The 16,013-nt window shown below is 55.1% G+C and carries 19 protein-coding genes; 16 read left to right on the plus strand and 3 right to left on the minus strand.

Features of this window, described 5'->3' with window-relative positions; translation table 11 throughout:
• Positions 1 to 61: 61 nt before the first annotated feature.
• From ruvA to ctrA, 5 genes are all read left to right on the plus strand, one after another.
• Positions 62 to 679, plus strand: a complete 618-nt coding sequence (gene ruvA / locus ACFQ14_RS02655; RefSeq protein ID WP_377211148.1) for a Holliday junction branch migration protein RuvA — start codon at positions 62 to 64, stop codon at positions 677 to 679.
• A gap of 17 nt (positions 680 to 696) precedes the next feature.
• Positions 697 to 1,722: a Holliday junction branch migration DNA helicase RuvB gene (gene ruvB / locus ACFQ14_RS02660; protein ID WP_377211331.1), complete on the plus strand. Its 1,026-nt coding sequence runs from the start codon at positions 697 to 699 to the stop codon at positions 1,720 to 1,722.
• Positions 1,719 to 2,153 (plus strand): YbgC/FadM family acyl-CoA thioesterase, encoded by a 435-nt coding sequence (locus tag ACFQ14_RS02665; protein WP_377211149.1) that lies wholly within the window; start codon positions 1,719 to 1,721, stop codon positions 2,151 to 2,153. Before ruvB ends, ACFQ14_RS02665 begins: the two co-directional genes overlap by 4 nt.
• A 50-nt stretch (positions 2,154 to 2,203) precedes the next feature.
• Positions 2,204 to 2,500: a YdcH family protein gene (locus tag ACFQ14_RS02670; RefSeq protein ID WP_377211332.1), complete on the plus strand. Its 297-nt coding sequence runs from the start codon at positions 2,204 to 2,206 to the stop codon at positions 2,498 to 2,500.
• Positions 2,501 to 2,925: 425 nt separating this feature from the next.
• Positions 2,926 to 3,627, plus strand: a complete 702-nt coding sequence (gene ctrA, locus ACFQ14_RS02675) for a response regulator transcription factor CtrA (protein WP_377211150.1) — start codon at positions 2,926 to 2,928, stop codon at positions 3,625 to 3,627.
• Between the two features lie 177 nt (positions 3,628 to 3,804).
• Here ctrA and ACFQ14_RS02680 read toward each other — a convergent pair whose 3' ends face one another.
• Positions 3,805 to 4,317 (minus strand): YdcF family protein, encoded by a 513-nt coding sequence (locus ACFQ14_RS02680; RefSeq protein ID WP_377211151.1) that lies wholly within the window; start codon positions 4,315 to 4,317, stop codon positions 3,805 to 3,807.
• A 69-nt stretch (positions 4,318 to 4,386) separates the two neighbouring features.
• Between ACFQ14_RS02680 and ACFQ14_RS02685 the strand changes: the two genes are divergently transcribed.
• The 8 genes from ACFQ14_RS02685 (at position 4,387) to ACFQ14_RS02720 (ending at position 11,857) form a co-directional block, all read left to right on the plus strand.
• Positions 4,387 to 5,376, plus strand: coding sequence for an alcohol dehydrogenase catalytic domain-containing protein (locus ACFQ14_RS02685; RefSeq protein WP_377211152.1), 990 nt, complete (start codon positions 4,387 to 4,389; stop codon positions 5,374 to 5,376).
• A 106-nt stretch (positions 5,377 to 5,482) separates the two neighbouring features.
• Complete coding sequence (locus tag ACFQ14_RS02690) at positions 5,483 to 6,982, plus strand: CoA-acylating methylmalonate-semialdehyde dehydrogenase (RefSeq protein ID WP_377211153.1); 1,500 nt, start codon at positions 5,483 to 5,485, stop codon at positions 6,980 to 6,982.
• 95 nt (positions 6,983 to 7,077) lie between these two features.
• Positions 7,078 to 8,067: an N-acetylmuramidase domain-containing protein gene (locus ACFQ14_RS02695; RefSeq protein ID WP_377211154.1), complete on the plus strand. Its 990-nt coding sequence runs from the start codon at positions 7,078 to 7,080 to the stop codon at positions 8,065 to 8,067.
• 9 nt (positions 8,068 to 8,076) lie between these two features.
• Positions 8,077 to 8,712, plus strand: a complete 636-nt coding sequence (gene eda, locus ACFQ14_RS02700) for a bifunctional 4-hydroxy-2-oxoglutarate aldolase/2-dehydro-3-deoxy-phosphogluconate aldolase (protein ID WP_377211155.1) — start codon at positions 8,077 to 8,079, stop codon at positions 8,710 to 8,712.
• 9 nt (positions 8,713 to 8,721) lie between these two features.
• Positions 8,722 to 9,468 (plus strand): molybdate ABC transporter substrate-binding protein, encoded by a 747-nt coding sequence (gene modA / locus ACFQ14_RS02705; protein WP_377211156.1) that lies wholly within the window; start codon positions 8,722 to 8,724, stop codon positions 9,466 to 9,468.
• A 16-nt stretch (positions 9,469 to 9,484) separates the two neighbouring features.
• Complete coding sequence (gene modB, locus ACFQ14_RS02710) at positions 9,485 to 10,153, plus strand: molybdate ABC transporter permease subunit (protein ID WP_377211157.1); 669 nt, start codon at positions 9,485 to 9,487, stop codon at positions 10,151 to 10,153.
• Entirely contained in the window at positions 10,150 to 10,833 is a 684-nt protein-coding gene (locus ACFQ14_RS02715; RefSeq protein ID WP_377211158.1) for an ATP-binding cassette domain-containing protein, read from the plus strand. The genes modB and ACFQ14_RS02715 overlap by 4 nt, the downstream gene beginning before the upstream one ends.
• Entirely contained in the window at positions 10,820 to 11,857 is a 1,038-nt protein-coding gene (locus tag ACFQ14_RS02720) for a TRAP transporter substrate-binding protein (protein WP_377211159.1), read from the plus strand. The genes ACFQ14_RS02715 and ACFQ14_RS02720 overlap by 14 nt, the downstream gene beginning before the upstream one ends.
• On the opposite strand, the gene ACFQ14_RS02725 is transcribed toward ACFQ14_RS02720, so the two are convergent.
• Positions 11,854 to 13,032, minus strand: coding sequence for a pyridoxal phosphate-dependent aminotransferase (locus ACFQ14_RS02725; RefSeq protein ID WP_377211160.1), 1,179 nt, complete (start codon positions 13,030 to 13,032; stop codon positions 11,854 to 11,856). The genes ACFQ14_RS02720 and ACFQ14_RS02725 overlap by 4 nt on opposite strands.
• A 134-nt stretch (positions 13,033 to 13,166) precedes the next feature.
• Between ACFQ14_RS02725 and ACFQ14_RS02730 the strand changes: the two genes are divergently transcribed.
• From ACFQ14_RS02730 to denD, 3 genes are read left to right on the plus strand one after another with little or no spacing between them, the layout of a single operon-like run.
• The gene (locus ACFQ14_RS02730; RefSeq protein ID WP_377211161.1) at positions 13,167 to 13,823 is read left to right on the plus strand and encodes a GNAT family N-acetyltransferase; all 657 of its coding nucleotides are present in this window, start codon (positions 13,167 to 13,169) and stop codon (positions 13,821 to 13,823) included.
• Between the two features lie 13 nt (positions 13,824 to 13,836).
• Positions 13,837 to 14,589 (plus strand): SDR family oxidoreductase, encoded by a 753-nt coding sequence (locus tag ACFQ14_RS02735; RefSeq protein WP_377211162.1) that lies wholly within the window; start codon positions 13,837 to 13,839, stop codon positions 14,587 to 14,589.
• Between the two features lie 10 nt (positions 14,590 to 14,599).
• Positions 14,600 to 15,571 (plus strand): D-erythronate dehydrogenase, encoded by a 972-nt coding sequence (gene denD / locus ACFQ14_RS02740; RefSeq protein WP_377211163.1) that lies wholly within the window; start codon positions 14,600 to 14,602, stop codon positions 15,569 to 15,571.
• Here the strand turns inward: denD and ACFQ14_RS02745 are convergent.
• A complete protein-coding gene (locus ACFQ14_RS02745) occupies positions 15,568 to 15,966 on the minus strand; it encodes a hypothetical protein (RefSeq protein ID WP_377211164.1) in 399 nt (132 codons plus the stop codon). The genes denD and ACFQ14_RS02745 overlap by 4 nt on opposite strands.
• Positions 15,967 to 16,013: the final 47 nt, after the last annotated feature.

A 16,013-nucleotide genomic window follows, 5' to 3' on the forward strand; every position in this document is an offset into this window, starting at 1 on the left:
TCTTGACGTGTTCTCTTTCCAGCCGTAACCCCGAACGAAGCGAAAAGCGGATGGTTGTGCGATGATCGGCAAACTCAAAGGCACGGTAGATTCATACGGCGAGGATTGGGTGATCCTCGACGTACACGGCGTTGGGTATCAAGTTCATTGCTCCACCCGCACCATGAGCGCTTTGCCCTCGGTTGGTGAAGCGGCGGTGCTGGCGATTGAGACCCATGTGCGCGAAACCGAAATCAAGCTGTTTGGCTTTACAGCCGACTTGGAGCGCGAGTGGTTCCGCCTGTTGCAAAACGTGCAGGGCGTGGGCGCGAAAGTCGCACTCGCCATTTTGGGCACGCTTGCGCCGGGCGATCTGGCGTCGGCCATAGCGCTGCAAGACAAAGCGATGGTTTCCCGCGCCCCCGGAGTGGGACCGAAAGTGGCGCAGCGGATCGTGGCGGAACTGAAAGACAAAGCGCCCGCGCTTTCCGGAGATGCTTCCGGCACGATTGGCTTGCAGCAAGAATTGGGCGCGGGTGTTGCGGGAAGCGCGGTGCAGGACGCCGTGTCGGCGCTCTCCAATCTCGGTTATTCAAGCCAGCAGGCGAGTGCGGCGGTATCAGTGGCACTGGCGAGTGCCGGAGAAGATGCGGATAGCGGGACGCTTATTCGGCTCGGGCTGAAGGAATTGAGCTCTTGAGCGACACAACACCCCGCATACTGGATGGTGAGCGCAAGCCCGACGATTTTGATGCTTCCATCCGACCTGATCGTCTCGCCGATTTTACAGGGCAGGAACAGGCGCGGGCTAACTTGGCTGTCTTTATCGAAGCGGCGAAGCAGCGCGGTGAGGCGTTGGATCATGTGTTGTTCGTCGGACCGCCGGGGCTTGGGAAGACGACGCTGGCGCAGATTATGGCGAAGGAATTGGGGGTAAATTTCCGCTCGACCTCCGGGCCAGTGATCGCCAAGGCGGGCGATCTGGCGGCTTTGCTGACCAATCTTGAAGACCGTGACGTGTTGTTCATCGACGAAATCCACCGGCTCAATCCGGCGGTGGAGGAAATTCTCTATCCGGCGATGGAGGATTATCAGCTTGATCTAATCATCGGCGAGGGGCCTGCGGCGCGGTCCGTGAAGATTGATCTGGCGAAGTTTACGCTTGTGGCGGCGACCACACGGCTTGGCCTGTTGACCACGCCTTTGCGCGACCGTTTTGGCATCCCCATCCGGCTGCAATTCTACACTGTGCCGGAGCTGGAATTGATTGTTAAACGCGGTGCCCGCATTTTTGGCATTGGCATGGACGACGAAGGCGCGTTGGAAGTGGCGCGTCGGGCGCGGGGCACTCCCCGCATCGCGGGGCGTTTGCTGCGTCGGGTGCGCGACTTTGCGATTGTGGATGGTTCCGAGAAGGTGACGCGGGCGATTGCCGATAAGGCACTCAACCAATTGGGTGTTGATCCGATTGGGCTGGACGAATTGGACCGCCGTTATCTCACTGTAATTGGTGAGAATTTTGGTGGTGGGCCGGTGGGAATCGAGACGATCGCGGCTTCGTTGTCTGAACCACGTGACGCAATTGAAGACATTATCGAGCCTTATCTGATCCAGCAGGGTTTCATTCAGCGCACACCAAGGGGCCGTGTTTTGATGCCTCGTGCGTTCGACCACATGGGTATGGCGACGCCGGAAACGCTGGTTACGCGTCAGGCTACTTTGTTCGAGGAGGGGGATGAGTGAGCGAGCCGGATAACGGACAACTGTTTGAAAATTCCCACGCCCGCACAGAGCGGGTCTATTTCGAACACACTGACTTTTCCGGTGTCGTCTATCACGCCCGCTATCTCGACTTTTTGGAGCATGGTCGGTCCGATTATGTGCGCATGCTTGGCGTGCATCACAGCGAAATGGCGGCTGGTGTGTTTGGCGAAAGTTTGGCCTTTGCCGTCCACCACATGGACATCACGTTTTCAGGTGCAGCACGGATTGATGACGTGCTGACAGTGGAAACTGAGCGGGGCACGTTGGCCGGGCCCAAACTATCGTTCAATCAGCGTATCAAACGCGGCGATGAAACGTTGCTCTCGGCGCTTGTGACTGTTGTGCTGGTAAACCCTGACGGCAGGCCACGAAGGTATCCCAAAGCGCTGTTGGAAAAACTGGGCGTGTAGCGTCTTAGGCTGGATTGGTTGACTTGCATCAATGATTTAGGTTGACGCTGATGGCTATTCTCCGTCGGGTGGCGATTTCGCGTTCCCGATTGAAATGGAAAGAAAATATCATGTCCAATGTTCCGCATGAACTTGCAGAAGAATTTCCCGAGCATGTCGCAAAAATGAGTGAGTTGAAGCAAAGCGATGCTCATTTTGCTAAGCTTTTCGATGCGTATCACGAGGTCAATCGGCATGTTCACCGCATCGAGACCCGCGTCGAGCCTGCGTCTGATACTGTTGAGACCGAACTGCGCAAAAAGCGGATGATCTTAAAAGATGAAATTTCAGCGATGCTTTCCGCTTAAGAAAACGCATCCCCTGCAAACCCTTATTTTCATTAACAATCCCTACCAAATCCTTTTTGGTAAAGGTTCGTTAACCCGATTGTTTAATCATGGCTCAGGATTTGAGGCTGATTTGCGATTCACCAAAGAGACGCAAAACGCTTCAATTTCGAGTCACCCGAAATAGGTTGGGGTGTTGAGTGAGGGTTGAAACCCTTTGTTAACGCAGCACTTTAACTAATTTCAAACTGTGAAAATTCAAGGAATTCAATGCTGTAAAAGATAAAACCTGATTCCTGGACTTAAGGGTTGCATGAAGGAATCATCTTTTGTTAACCATTCGGTGTCAGCGTTGCGTTCGGGTAGTTTTGTAAATCGGGCCTTATGGCGGATTAAGCGCGAAAAAAGCGTGTCCGGACCATGAAGCCGCTTGCAAGGGGAATACAATGCGAGTTCTGCTGATTGAAGATGACAGCGCGACCGCTCAGTCGATTGAACTGATGCTTAAGTCCGAAAGTTTCAACGTCTATACCACCGATCTTGGTGAAGAGGGCGTCGATCTCGGCAAGCTCTATGATTACGATATCATTTTGCTGGATTTGAATTTGCCGGACATGTCCGGCTACGAGGTTCTACGCACCCTGCGTCTCTCTAAAGTGAAGACGCCAATCCTTATTCTTTCCGGCCTTGCTGGAATTGAGGACAAGGTGCGTGGACTGGGTTTTGGTGCCGATGATTACATGACCAAGCCGTTCCATAAGGACGAACTGGTCGCCCGTATTCAAGCAATTGTGCGCCGCTCCAAGGGCCATGCAGAATCGGTCATTACGACCGGCGATCTGAAGGTCAATCTGGATGCCAAGACCGTCGAAGTGGGTGGCCAGCGCGTTCACCTGACGGGCAAAGAGTACCAGATGCTGGAATTGCTTTCGCTCCGCAAGGGCACGACACTGACCAAAGAAATGTTCCTGAACCACCTTTATGGCGGTATGGACGAGCCGGAACTGAAGATCATCGACGTCTTCATCTGCAAGCTGCGCAAGAAACTTGCTTCGGCAACCGGCGGTAAGAACTACATCGAGACTGTTTGGGGCCGTGGCTACGTGCTGCGCGAGCCTGAAGAAGAGCAACTGGCCGAAAGCGCCTAAGCCTTCAAGACAATCCAATCTTCGTGAGGAACCCGGCTTTGGTCGGGTTTTTTGCGTTTGGGGTGGGTTATCATCACTCCTCATTCCGGATCCGACACTTTTGGAACCCAGAACAGGCGCGGCGGCAGCGGGTTCCGCGTTCTCACTTTGATAGCCGTGGAATGACAAGTAGTGGCGCTAACGGTTCAGACTTATCCGAACCCAATAGTACGGCATTGCAATGGCTTCCCGGATACTTGCCGCCATCCGTTTCAAAAGGGGAAGGCGAGAAACTGGGGCGGAGGTCTCAACGCTAAAACCGAGAGACTGAAACACCATTCTTGCCCGTCGCAGATGATACTTGTCTGAGACGATCATCAACCGTTTTGCCTTGTGTGGAGCCAACAAAATGGCGGAAAACTTGGCATTTTCCAGTGTTGTGGTCGAACGATCTTCCAATATCAAAGCGTTTTCCGGCACATTTGCCTCACGGCAAAGCTGAGCCATGACTTCGGCCTCCGATGGCGGGTTTTTGCCCAAGCCACCGCACAAAACCATAAGGTTTGCGGTTCCTTCTTGGTAAAGGTGAATGGCATGTTCAGTGCGCAATCTGAGAGTTGGGCTTGGCTGCTCATCGGCCCATACAGCGGCGCCCAACACGACGATGGCGTCGTGAGAAGGGGCGAAACTCTGTGGGCTGTCGCTGTCCATCGGTTTACAGTCTTGCCTTGGTGCGGTGCGGACGCGAATGTGCGGTTAGATCGTATCAGGAACCATATCATGCGCGCGCTTTTTTACACTGGCACCCAACAATCTGAAATTCGTGAAACGCCGGACCCTGTGGCGGTTGACGGTGAAGCGCATGTTGATGTTTCGTATTGCGGAATATGTGGATCCGACATGCATGCTTGGCATGGGCATGACCCGCGACGAGTGCCACCAATGATTTTGGGTCATGAAGCTGTGGGCATTGCTCGCGCTGGCCAATATGCAGGCAAGCGGGTGGCGATCAATCCATTGATGACATGCGGTTCCTGCCGCCATTGCTTGAGTGGCGACGATCATCTGTGCGCTGAGCGGGACTTGATCGGCATGTTTAAGGCAGGCGCCTATGCCGAACAGGTGGTTGTTGCCGAGCGCAACCTCTATCCACTGGCTGACGAAATTTCTGATGAAGACGCCGCGTTGGCCGAGCCTCTGGCGGTCTGTGTTCACGCAGTTGAAATAGCTCGCAAAACGCTGCGCCGCCCCGTGTCCGAGAGCCGTTGTGTCGTGCTTGGCGGGGGCGCGATTGGGGTTTTGACGGCAATGGTCCTGGCTGATCAGGGAGCTAAAGATCTTTGGATAGCGGAACCAAACGCCCTGCGACGCGAGGTGCTGGAAAAGGCGTGTGCGGTGAAGGCCTATGATCCAGCGCAAGGTGGGCCGGCAGAGAAAAGCGCCGATCTGGTGATCGATTGCGTTGGAGCGCCAGTCACTCGAAAAGCGGCATCAGGGTTGGTCATGCCCGGCGGCACGATTGTTCATGTGGGGTTGCAAGAAGCGGGCGAGGGTTTGGATACCCGCTATTTTACGCTGCAAGAAATCACTTTTGCTGGCACCTATTGCTACACCCGCTATGACTTCGCTGCTGCGCTTCAATTATTGACCCGTGGGTTGGTGGGCAATCGCGAGTGGATTGAAGTGCGGCCCCTGGAGCAAGGTGCGCAGAGCTTCGTTGATATCCACGAGGGCAACGCGCCACCTAAGATCATTTTGAAGATGGGTTAGGCCGCGTTTCAAATGAGCGGGTAGAAATTTTTCAAAGTGCTTCACAGCCGTTTCGCTTTTGCCTACACCACAGGCTGAACACTTTAGCGACAAACGGATGGGCGTTATGGACGAGATCAAGCACTATATCGGCGGCAAATATGTTTCCGGCACATCGGGCCGAACGGCTGACGTTTACAACCCGGCGACCGGCGAAGTTCAGGCAAAGGTGCCGTTGGCATCTGCTGACGAGTTGAACGCTGCAATCGCCAACGCCAAAGCAGCTCAACCACTTTGGGCTGCGCAAAATCCACAAAAACGTGCCCGCGTGATGATGGAATTTGTGCGTCTTTTGCACCGCGACATGGATAAGCTTGCCGAAGCGCTTTCGCGCGAACACGGCAAGACGATCCCTGATGCAAAAGGCGACATCATCCGGGGGCTTGAAGTAGCCGAATTCTGTATTGGTGCGCCACATCTTCTCAAAGGCGAATTTTCTGAAGGTGCTGGCCCTGGCATCGACATGCACTCGGTGAAACAGCCATTGGGCGTTGTGGCCGGCATTACGCCATTTAACTTTCCTGCAATGATCCCGATGTGGAAATTCTGCCCAGCCATCGTTTGCGGCAATGCCTTCATCCTCAAGCCCTCGGAGCGTGATCCGTCCGTGCCGAATATGCTGGCCGAATTGATGAGCGAAGCTGGTTTGCCAGACGGTATCTTGAACGTGGTGCACGGCGATAAGGAAGCCGTGGACGGCATTCTTGACCACGAAGATATTATGGCCGTTGGTTTTGTCGGCTCAACGCCGATTGCTGAATACGTCTACACCCGTGGGTGCGCCAACGGTAAGCGCGTTCAGTGCTTTGGCGGCGCGAAAAATCATATGTTGATCATGCCGGATGCGGACATGGACCAAGCGGTCGATGCGTTGATCGGCGCGGGCTACGGTGCAGCGGGCGAGCGCTGCATGGCAGTTTCGGTTGCTGTTCCCGTGGGCGAAGACACGGCAAACCGTTTGATGGAAAAACTAACACCGCGCGTGGAAGCCTTGAAAATTGCGCCCTACACGGCGGGCGATGATGCCGACTTTGGGCCCTTGGTTACAAAAGAAGCAGAGACGCGCGTGCGCGGTTATATTGATGCAGGTGTTAAAGAGGGCGCTGATCTTGTAGTCGATGGCCGTGATTTCAAAATGCAGGGCTACGAGAATGGCTATTTCCTCGGCGGCTGCTTGTTCGACAACGTCACCAAGGACATGTCGATCTACAAGGAAGAGATCTTTGGTCCTGTGCTTTCGGTCGTGCGCGCGCAGACATATGAGGAAGGTCTCGACCTTGCCATGAGCCACGAATATGGCAATGGCGTTGCGATCTTCACCCGTGATGGCGATGCTGCGCGTGACTTCGCTTCGCGTATCAATATCGGCATGGTGGGCATTAACGTGCCGATCCCTGTGCCGCTAGCCTATTACACATTTGGTGGCTGGAAGCGTTCCGGTTTTGGCGATTTGAATCAGCACGGGCCGGATGCGTTCAAGTTTTACACACGCACCAAAACGATCACCTCGCGCTGGCCCTCAGGCATCAAAGATGGGGCTGAATTCTCTATTCCCACTATGGGGTAGTGTGGCTTCGCGCTGGCAAAGACGTGCTGAAATAATCCCCGCACCTCGACTCCGGGTCAGGTTCTCCTCGATTATCACAATCGAGGAGCCTGCTTATGTTCGAGGCCAAGACATACGATTCCATCATTGAAATTGCGGCTGCTATGGACGTTCCCGCGGCCGCCTTGCTTGCCGTTGCAGAAGTTGAATCGGGTGGGAGGGTGCTAGCGGAAGTGGGCGCTAGAAAAGAACCCTTGATCCGATTTGAAGGTCACTACTTTGATCGTTTCCTGCGGGGCGATGCACGCGTGCAAGCGCGGAAAGCGCGGCTTGCGAGCCCCATTGCAGGGCGCGTAACCAACCCACGCTCGCAAGCGGGCCGCTGGAAAAAGCTAGAAAAGGCAATAGCGATAAACCGGGTGGCTGCGCTGTCCGCTTGCTCCTGGGGGCTGGGCCAGGTGATGGGGTCTCACTGGAAATGGTTGGGCTATGGTTCCGTCGACGCGCTGGTGGCTGAAGCGCGTTCAGGCGTGGACGGACAGGTGCGTTTGATGGCTCGTTTCATTGAAAAGGCTGGGCTGACGGGTGCTTTGCGCAAACAGGATTGGCGCACATTTGCACGAAAATATAATGGACCCGCCTACGCCAAGAACCGATATGACAAGAAGATGGCTGCGGCGTTCGAGCGCCATTCAAAGCTGTTGGCTAAGCGGCCGGTTCTTCCCGAAGCAACAGATGAAAATGCAAGTCAACTGATGTTTGGTGCGCGTGGCTCTGCCGTTAAAGCGCTGCAAAAGCACCTTGCGAAACTGGGCTATGTTCTGCGGCCTGATGGTATTTTCGGGCTAAAAACCGATCGCACCGTGCGTGCGTTCCAACGCGACCACCAGCTTGCCGAGACGGGCGTGGTGGGGCGTGCCGAGCGTGTTTTTTTGGCAGCGAATCGCAATCCGATTGCCAATACCATTCTGCAGACAGGGGTTGCTGTGAAGCGTGGAAGCGGTTGGAAAGCCCGTTCGGCTGCCAAGCGTTTATTTTCGGGGATAAAGTGCGGTGGTGCGGCATTGAAAAAACGCCTGCTTTCCCTTTCGCGTCACTTCGCCTAAACAATGCGCATGAAAACCAAAAGCGAACGCATACGTCAGATACTGGCGCTTGGCCCCGTTGTTCCTGTGTTGGCCTTCGATGACGTTGATGACGCCATTGAGACCTCCCGCGCGCTTGTCGCGGGTGGCTTGCCTGTGATTGAAATCACGCTGCGCACTCCTGTAGCGCTGAAGTGCATTTCGGCTGTGGCGAAGCATGTTGACGGTGCTGTTGTTGGTGCCGGAACCGTTCTGAACCGCGCAATGATGAAGGATTGCGTGTCGGCTGGCGCGCAATTCCTCGTGTCGCCCGGTGCAACGATTGATCTGATCGATGGTCTGCGCAAGATCGACATTCCGCTGCTTCCGGGTGTTTGTACGCCGAGTGAGGCAATGGGCCTTTATGCCGAGGGAATTGATACGCTTAAATTTTTCCCCGCTGAGCAATCGGGTGGTGCGGGCTTCCTTAAATCGCTCGCGCCTGTTTTGCCGGAAATTCTTTTTTGCCCAACTGGTGGGATTAACGCCAAGACCGCACCTGACTATTTGAAGCTGCCAAATGTTGCTTGCGTCGGAGGTTCTTGGGTGGCTCCGGCCGGCATGATCGCTGATAAAGACTGGGATGGGATTACAAAACTTGCAGCCGAGGCTGTGGCATTGGGCTAGGGCGCTGCCATGCCTCGCTTAATTTTCATTTTGTTGGTCTTTCTCTCTGCAGCCTCTGCTCAGGCGAGCGACCGAATTTTGGTTTTTGCCGCCTCCAGCCTTACCGATGTTATGAAGGATCTCGCAAAGGCTTTTGAGCAAGAAAGCAGCGTTGCCGTTACGCTTTCGTTTGCGGGAACAGGACAGCTTGCACGCCAGATAGAGGCGGGAGCGCCTGCTGATTTGGTGGTGACAGCTGATGAGGAATGGATGAATTGGCTGGCGCAACGCCAACTGGTTAATGTGACAAGCGTTTTGCCAATTGCCGGCAATCGATTGATCGTTGCGGTGCGTGGCGAAACCGAGAACTGGGCCAATGTGCCAGCATTGCTGACGCGTTCACGTTTTGCGATGGCGGAGCCAGAAAGTGTTCCGGCTGGACGCTATGCTCGTGAAGCGTTGATGTCTCTCGGGCTGTGGAACAAAGCGAAGAGCAATGCTGTGTTCGGAGAGAATGTGCGCCTAGCTTTGCGTCGGCTGGAGCTTGGCGAAGTGGAGGCGGCAATAGTCTATGCCTCTGATCTAAACCTTGCCAAGAACGTCCGTGAGGCGATGGCATTTCGTCCTGAACTGCATTCGCCTATTCAATATAAGGCTGGGCTCGTGGCGCGCAACGAACGCGCGGATGGCGCTGCCGCGTTTCTGCGCTTTGTGAAATCGCCCAAGGCTGGCAAGGTGTTCCGAGATGCGGGTTTTATTCCGCTGGAAGCGCAATAGGCTCGCTGTTCGGTTGATGTCAGAAATAGTTTTCCTATCGCTACAGGTGGCTTTTCTCGCCACGGCTTTGGTTTTGCCGCTGGCGATCTTGGCGGCATGGGCACTGGTTCGGCTTGCGCCCATCCCGCGCACGATCTTGAGCGTCGCGGTGCATCTGCCGCTCGTTTTGCCGCCGGTGGTGACGGGCTACGTGCTGCTAATCGTGTTTGGGCGACGGGGGATTGTGGGGCAGTTTCTTGACAGCATTGGGCTGGGTGTTTCGTTTAACTGGACAGGTGCTGCGCTTGCTGCTGCGGTCATGGCCTTTCCACTGGTGGTGCGGCCGATACGTCTTGCGTTTGAGCAGCAAGATCCGCAATTGGACGCAATGGCGGCGACCCTTGGGGCAAACGGTTTGCGACGGTTTGCGACCATTGCGATACCCCTTGCTGTTCCTGGCTTGCTGGCAGGTCTTGTCTTGGGATTTGCCAAAGCCTTGGGCGAGTTTGGCGCAACGATCACGTTCGTTTCCAACATTCCCGGTGAAACACAGACGCTTTCCCTAGCAATTTATACATTGCTGCAATCGCCTGCCGGCGATGATACTGCGCTGAAGTTAATTGGCTTTTCGATACTGCTTTCGGTGCTGGCGGTTTTAGCTTCCGAAATTCTTACGGCACGCATGGCGCTGCGGGCAGACCGATGAGTGCGGCTTTGCAAGTGTCGATTTCGGGCAAGCGCGGAGAATTGTCCATTGACGCGAGCTTTGAGGTTGGCGCTGGTATAACGGCCATGTTTGGCCGCTCGGGTAGCGGTAAGACAAGCATCTTGCGGGCCGTCGCGGGGCTTTGGTCGCCCGAAGCGGGATCGATTAAACTTGGCGAACGGTTGCTGTTTGAAGCGGGTGTTTCAGACGTGCCCGTGCACGAGCGGCGCATTGGTTGTGTTTTTCAGGCACCGATTTTGTTTCCGCATATGAACGTGCGCGATAACCTCCGATATGGCCTTCGGGATGGTTCGATTGAATACGAACAAATTGTGGAACTGCTGGATATCGCGGCCCTGGAACGCCGCCGACCACGCCATCTTTCCGGCGGTGAGGCGCAGCGTGTGGCCTTGGGGCGGGCGCTGCTTTCCCAGCCGCACCTGTTATTGCTAGACGAACCGCTGACAGGCCTTGATAGGACGTTGCGCGAGGCGATTTATCCGTATCTGAAGTGTCTGCCGGAGCTCACGGATGTGCCGATTGTTTACGTCACGCACAGCGAGGACGAAATCGATCGTCTTGCAAAACGGGTGTTGAGTGTCGACAGCGGACGCGTAATTGGCGATATGAGTGTGGACGAATTCGCGCGTAAACGGCTTCCCTCAAATGGCGAACCATGATTTGACGGTGGTGATGATGCGGCGCTCTCTTTCTATCTTGGTCTTGGCTTTGGGCCTTGTGTCACTCTCGCTTAGCGGCGCCTTCGCGCGGTGCGAGGGCAGTGAGGTGCGGGTGCGTCTGGCTGTGCTCAGTGGAAATGACGCTACTCCGCAGGGGCAGTTGGCAAAAGAGATACAGACCGAGTTCCAGCGCAATTTGAACGGCAAGTGGTGTGTGGAATTCGTTCAGCCGAAAGAAGGTGAAGCGGGCAGCGCAAATGTTGCGAAATTGCGGGATAAGCTGGCTGATTTGGCGTTGATCACGCTTGATGATCTTTCGTTTGCTGCTCCTCTGCACCGTGTTTTTGAATTGCCTTTCGTGTTTCGCGATATGTTCGCTGTTCGCGCTTTTCTCAACAGTGCTGAAAGTGAACCCTTGCGGCAATGGCGTACAAATGGCGTACGGTCACTTGCTTTGGTTCCTTTCGGGTTAGAGCAGATTGGCGGCCGCAAGGCTCTGTTTGAGCCGGGGGAAATGGCTGGTGTTCGGTTTGCGCTAACATCCAGTCAAGCGACGCGCCCAATGATCTCGCGTCTTCGTGCAACCAGCCGTGTCGTTGCTGTTGCGGATATGAGAAAGGCATTTGAAGACGCCACGCTGGATGGGCAGATGGCGCGTTGGGATGGTTTTGTAAAGTCGGGCACAAGCGATAAGCACGCAGTGTTTACACAAACCAACCATGCTCTTGTCGGTGCCCAGGTTCTAACCGCTGCCGATTGGTTCGGTGAGTTGAAGGCTGATGATGCCGCGGCCATTGAACGCTCAATTCGCCGCGCTGTTGATTTATTCTCAACACGTCAAGCGCAGCGGGAGGAGCGGGCGATGCAACAGATCATGCGGTCTGGAAAAGCTGTTTACCTGCTCACCCGTCAGCAGCGCCAAGAATGGCGGGCGGCGTTGGCAACCATAACTGACTCCTACGCCGCATTGCCGGGTGCGCGCGCTGTGTTGGACGGCATAGAGCGCACGCACAATCTGCCCTAAGCGGCTTTCTCCTCAATTAAAAAGCGTTCCATACGGTCTATGGCTCTTTCGATGTTTTCCGCTGAATTGGCGTAGGATAAGCGCAGAAAACCTTCACCTAAAATGCCGAAATCTGGTCCGCCGATTGTTGCAACGCCTTCTTTTTCCAGCAGAGCAGATGCCAGTTCTTTGGCCTTCCAGCCGGTCTGCGAGATGTTGGGAAAGGCATAGAATGCGCCTTTCGGTGTGGCACAGGTGATCCCGGGCAGCGTGTTCATTCGTTGCACAACCATCTGGCGGCGTTCATCAAATGCAGACATCATAGAGAACACCGCGTCTTGTGGTCCATCAATTGCCGCGATTCCGGCAAATTGTGATGGGGCGTTGACGCAGGACCAAGCGTTGACGGCGAGTTTGCGCACGTTGTCGATCAGCGCATCGGGCCAGATTGACCACCCCATGCGCCAGCCTGTCATCGCCCATGTTTTGGACCAGCCGTTTAGGATGATCAGGCGGTCGCGGATGGATTCGAATGTCAGCAATGAGACATGCTCTTCGCCATCATAGGTCATGGAATCATAGATTTCGTCCGACATAACGGCAGCGTCTGGAAAGCCTTCAAGGCCATGCACCAACGTCTCGATTTCAGCCCTTGGCGTCACGCCGCCCGTTGGGTTCGCGGGTGAATTGAGAATGATGAGTGAGGTCTTGTCGTTGACGAGCGACAGTGCTTCCTCGCCTGAGAAAGCAAAGCCGTTTTCCTCGCGGACCGGGATCGGGATGGGTGTTGCGCCCGTGAATTCGATCATTGAGCGGTAGATGGGGAAGCCTGGATCTGGATACATGATTTCGCGGCCCGGTGCGCCGAACATCAAGATAGCGGCGAACATAGTCACTTTGCCACCGGGCATGACGCACACGTTTTCGGGCGAAACTTCTACACCTGTTGTGGCCAGTGTGCGTCGCACGACCGCCTCGCGTAACGGCAGAATGCCGGTGGCGGGAGTGTAGCCATGGTGGCCGTCGCGGATTGCCTTGATGGCGGCTTCCGAAATGTGTTCTGGCGTTGGAAAGTCGGGCTGACCGATGCCCAGATTGATGACATCCATCCCTTGGCTAGCAAGGTGCGTGGCGCGGGCGAGAACGGCAAAGGCGTTTTCCTCGCCGATGCGGTCGAAACCGGAAATGACGTGCATGGAATGGCTCTTCTGGAAAATGTATGGAACGGCGTTGGATGTAGTTTCGCGGGAAACTGGTTCTGTTGCAAGCCGGCGGCCCGCGCCAAGTTCGCCAGACAGACCAAAGCTGTGGGGTAAGAGATACGAATGATTTGAGTGCTTGGAAGCCGTGCCCACAACCCGAAAGGTTGGTCTTGGAGGGACGCTTTTGCCGTCTCCAACCACTGAGCGTAGAAGCTCATGGCGATGATCTGTTTGCGGCGGCGACTGCTGAAGATGCCGATGAACGATTTCGGTGGTTGCCTGAAGTGACGCCAGCCACGCGGGTGGAATTTGATGAATGGATGGCAAACGCCGCAGCCAGCGATGATCCTCTGTTTTTCGCCGTCATAGACAAACGCACTAGCCGCGCTGAGGGGCGGCAAACACTGATGCGGATTGATCCTGCTAACGGGGTAATCGAGGTTGGCAACGTGTTTTGGGGTGGCGCTATTTCGCGCTCGCCGGTGACGACCGAGGCGTATTTTCTCTTCGCTCAATACGTGTTTGATGTGCTCGGCTATCGTCGGTTCGAATGGAAATGCAACAACCGTAACGGGCCATCTAAACGCGCAGCGGAGCGGTTTGGCATGACGTTTGAGGGGGTATTTCGCCAAGCGCTTGTTGTGAAGGGAGAGAACCGTGATACCGCTTGGTATTCGTTGCTGGACCGTGAATGGCCAGCAACCAAGGCCCGCTTTGAGCGCTGGCTTGCGCCAGAGAATTTCGACAGCCAAGGTAGGCAAATTGCGACACTCAATGAAATTTGAAAGACGGGGAAGCATGGCCGGAAGATTGGATGGAAAACGAGCTTTGGTAACAGCGGCAGGACAGGGAATCGGGCGAGCGATTGCGGATATGTTTGCTGCCGAAGGCGCTGAAGTGATTGCTACAGACTTATCGGTGGATAAGCTGGACGGCTTTTCCGGTGTTGTTCGGGCGCTGGATGTCTGTGACAGCGATGCGGTCGTAGCTTTGGCAAAAGATGTCGGCAGTATAGATATTCTGGCGAATATTGCGGGGTATGTTCACCATGGTTCTGTGCTGGATTGCGACGACGCGGCATGGGATTTTTCGTTCGATCTGAACGTCAAGAGCATGCACCGCATGATCCGTGCCTTTTTGCCGAGCATGTTGGAACGCACAGCGGCGGGCGGCAAAGCCTCTATCATCAACATGTCTTCGGGTGCGTCATCAATCAAAGGAGCGCCCAACCGCTATGTCTATGGCGCGACCAAGGCTGCCGTGATCGGGCTGACAAAATCAGTAGCCGTGGACTTCATCAAACAGGGCGTGCGTTGCAATGCGATCTGCCCCGGTACGGTTCGTTCACCCTCTTGGGAGGAGCGGGTTGCGGAGCTTGGCAAGGAAGTTGGCAGCGCAGAAAAAGCGATGGAAGTGTTCGTGTCTCGCCAGCCGATGGGACGTGTGGGTGAGGCGAATGAAATCGCTGCTTTGGCTTTGTATCTGGCGTCCGATGAAAGCGCGTTCACCACTGGTACTGTTATTCCGATCGATGGCGGTTGGACGCTTTGAGGATCGCGCTATGAAAATTCTGGTTCTTGGCGCGGCCGGTATGGTTGGCCGCAAACTGATCGAGCATTTGATTTCTATTGGGAGTCTGCGTGGTGAGAAGATCACCGGCCTGCACGCTTTTGATGTGGTGGAGCCTGCTTTTGAAAGCGATGGCTTTCCCATCACGGTTTCGCATGGCGACGTGGCTGATAAGGCGACAGTCGATGGAATGGTTTCGGCGAAGCCTGACGTAATTTTCCATCTGGCAGCGATTGTTTCGGGAGAGGCGGAAGCGGATTTCGATAAGGGCTACCGGATCAACCAGGGCGGCACGCAGAATTTATTTGATGCTGTTGTGGCGCGAGAGGGCTATACACCCCGCGTCGTCTACGCTTCGTCTATCGCAGTGTTTGGCGCGCCGTTTCCAGAAGCGATTCAAGATGATTTTCATCTTACCCCGCTCACATCTTACGGCACGCAAAAAGCGATTGGCGAACTCCTGTTGGCCGATTTGACCCGTAAGGGACACTTGGATGGTGTGGGCTTGCGCTTGCCGACAATTGTTGTGCGACCGGGCAAGCCCAACCTTGCTGCATCGGGATTCTTCTCAAACATTATTCGCGAACCGCTGGCTGGCAAACGGGCCGTATTGCCTGTGTCCAAAGATGTGATGCACTGGATGGCGAGCCCCCGTTCTGCCGTGGGCTTTTGTGTTCGGGCTGCTGAAATCGACGGGACGGAAATTGGCCCTAGACGCAATCTCACCATGCCGGGGCTTGCAATCACTGTGGGCGAAATGATCGAGGCGTTGGGGCGTGTTGCAGGTGCGGAGGCAGTCGCACGAATTGACGAAGTTCGCGACGATACCATCGTGTCGATCGTGGATAACTGGCCGCGCAAATTTCATGCAGCTCGTGCGCAGAGCCTGGGCTTTGTTGCGGAGTCATCCTTCGATGAGATTATCCAAGCCCATATCGAAGATGAATTGGGTGGCTCAATTTAGCTTCTTGGGGCGAGGCGCAGACGGTCGCTGGAGAAAGTGAAGTCGGTGCCATTGCGCCGGAATTCCTTGAGCGTGTTTCCCGCTTCGTCGGCGAGACGTATAACGCCATCACCGTCTGCTTGCCAGACTTTCACGCTGTCGGTTTCCGGATAGACGCTTGCGCACTTTGGCTCAAATTCGATCAGGCTCGTGGCGCGCGAGATTTGGCGTGTCTTGGTGACGAGGCACGAAGCATCGTTTTGCCTGTTTTTGAAAACCCAAGTCTTTGAATCCTCAATCAAGGCTTCTGCTTGGAATTCGGGAGCTCGAATTGGTTCATGTTCGGGTGCGTTCGCCAGAACAGCAATCCCGGCCAGGGCGGTTGTTGCCAATGTGGCCGAGAAAAAATGGGCCATGATACATGCCTCCTTCAAGAAGGCGCAAAGCATGGCGCAGCGGAGCT

Source organism: Pseudahrensia aquimaris, assembly GCF_042676045.1.
Lineage (GTDB): Bacteria > Pseudomonadota > Alphaproteobacteria > Rhizobiales > Rhizobiaceae > Pseudahrensia > Pseudahrensia aquimaris.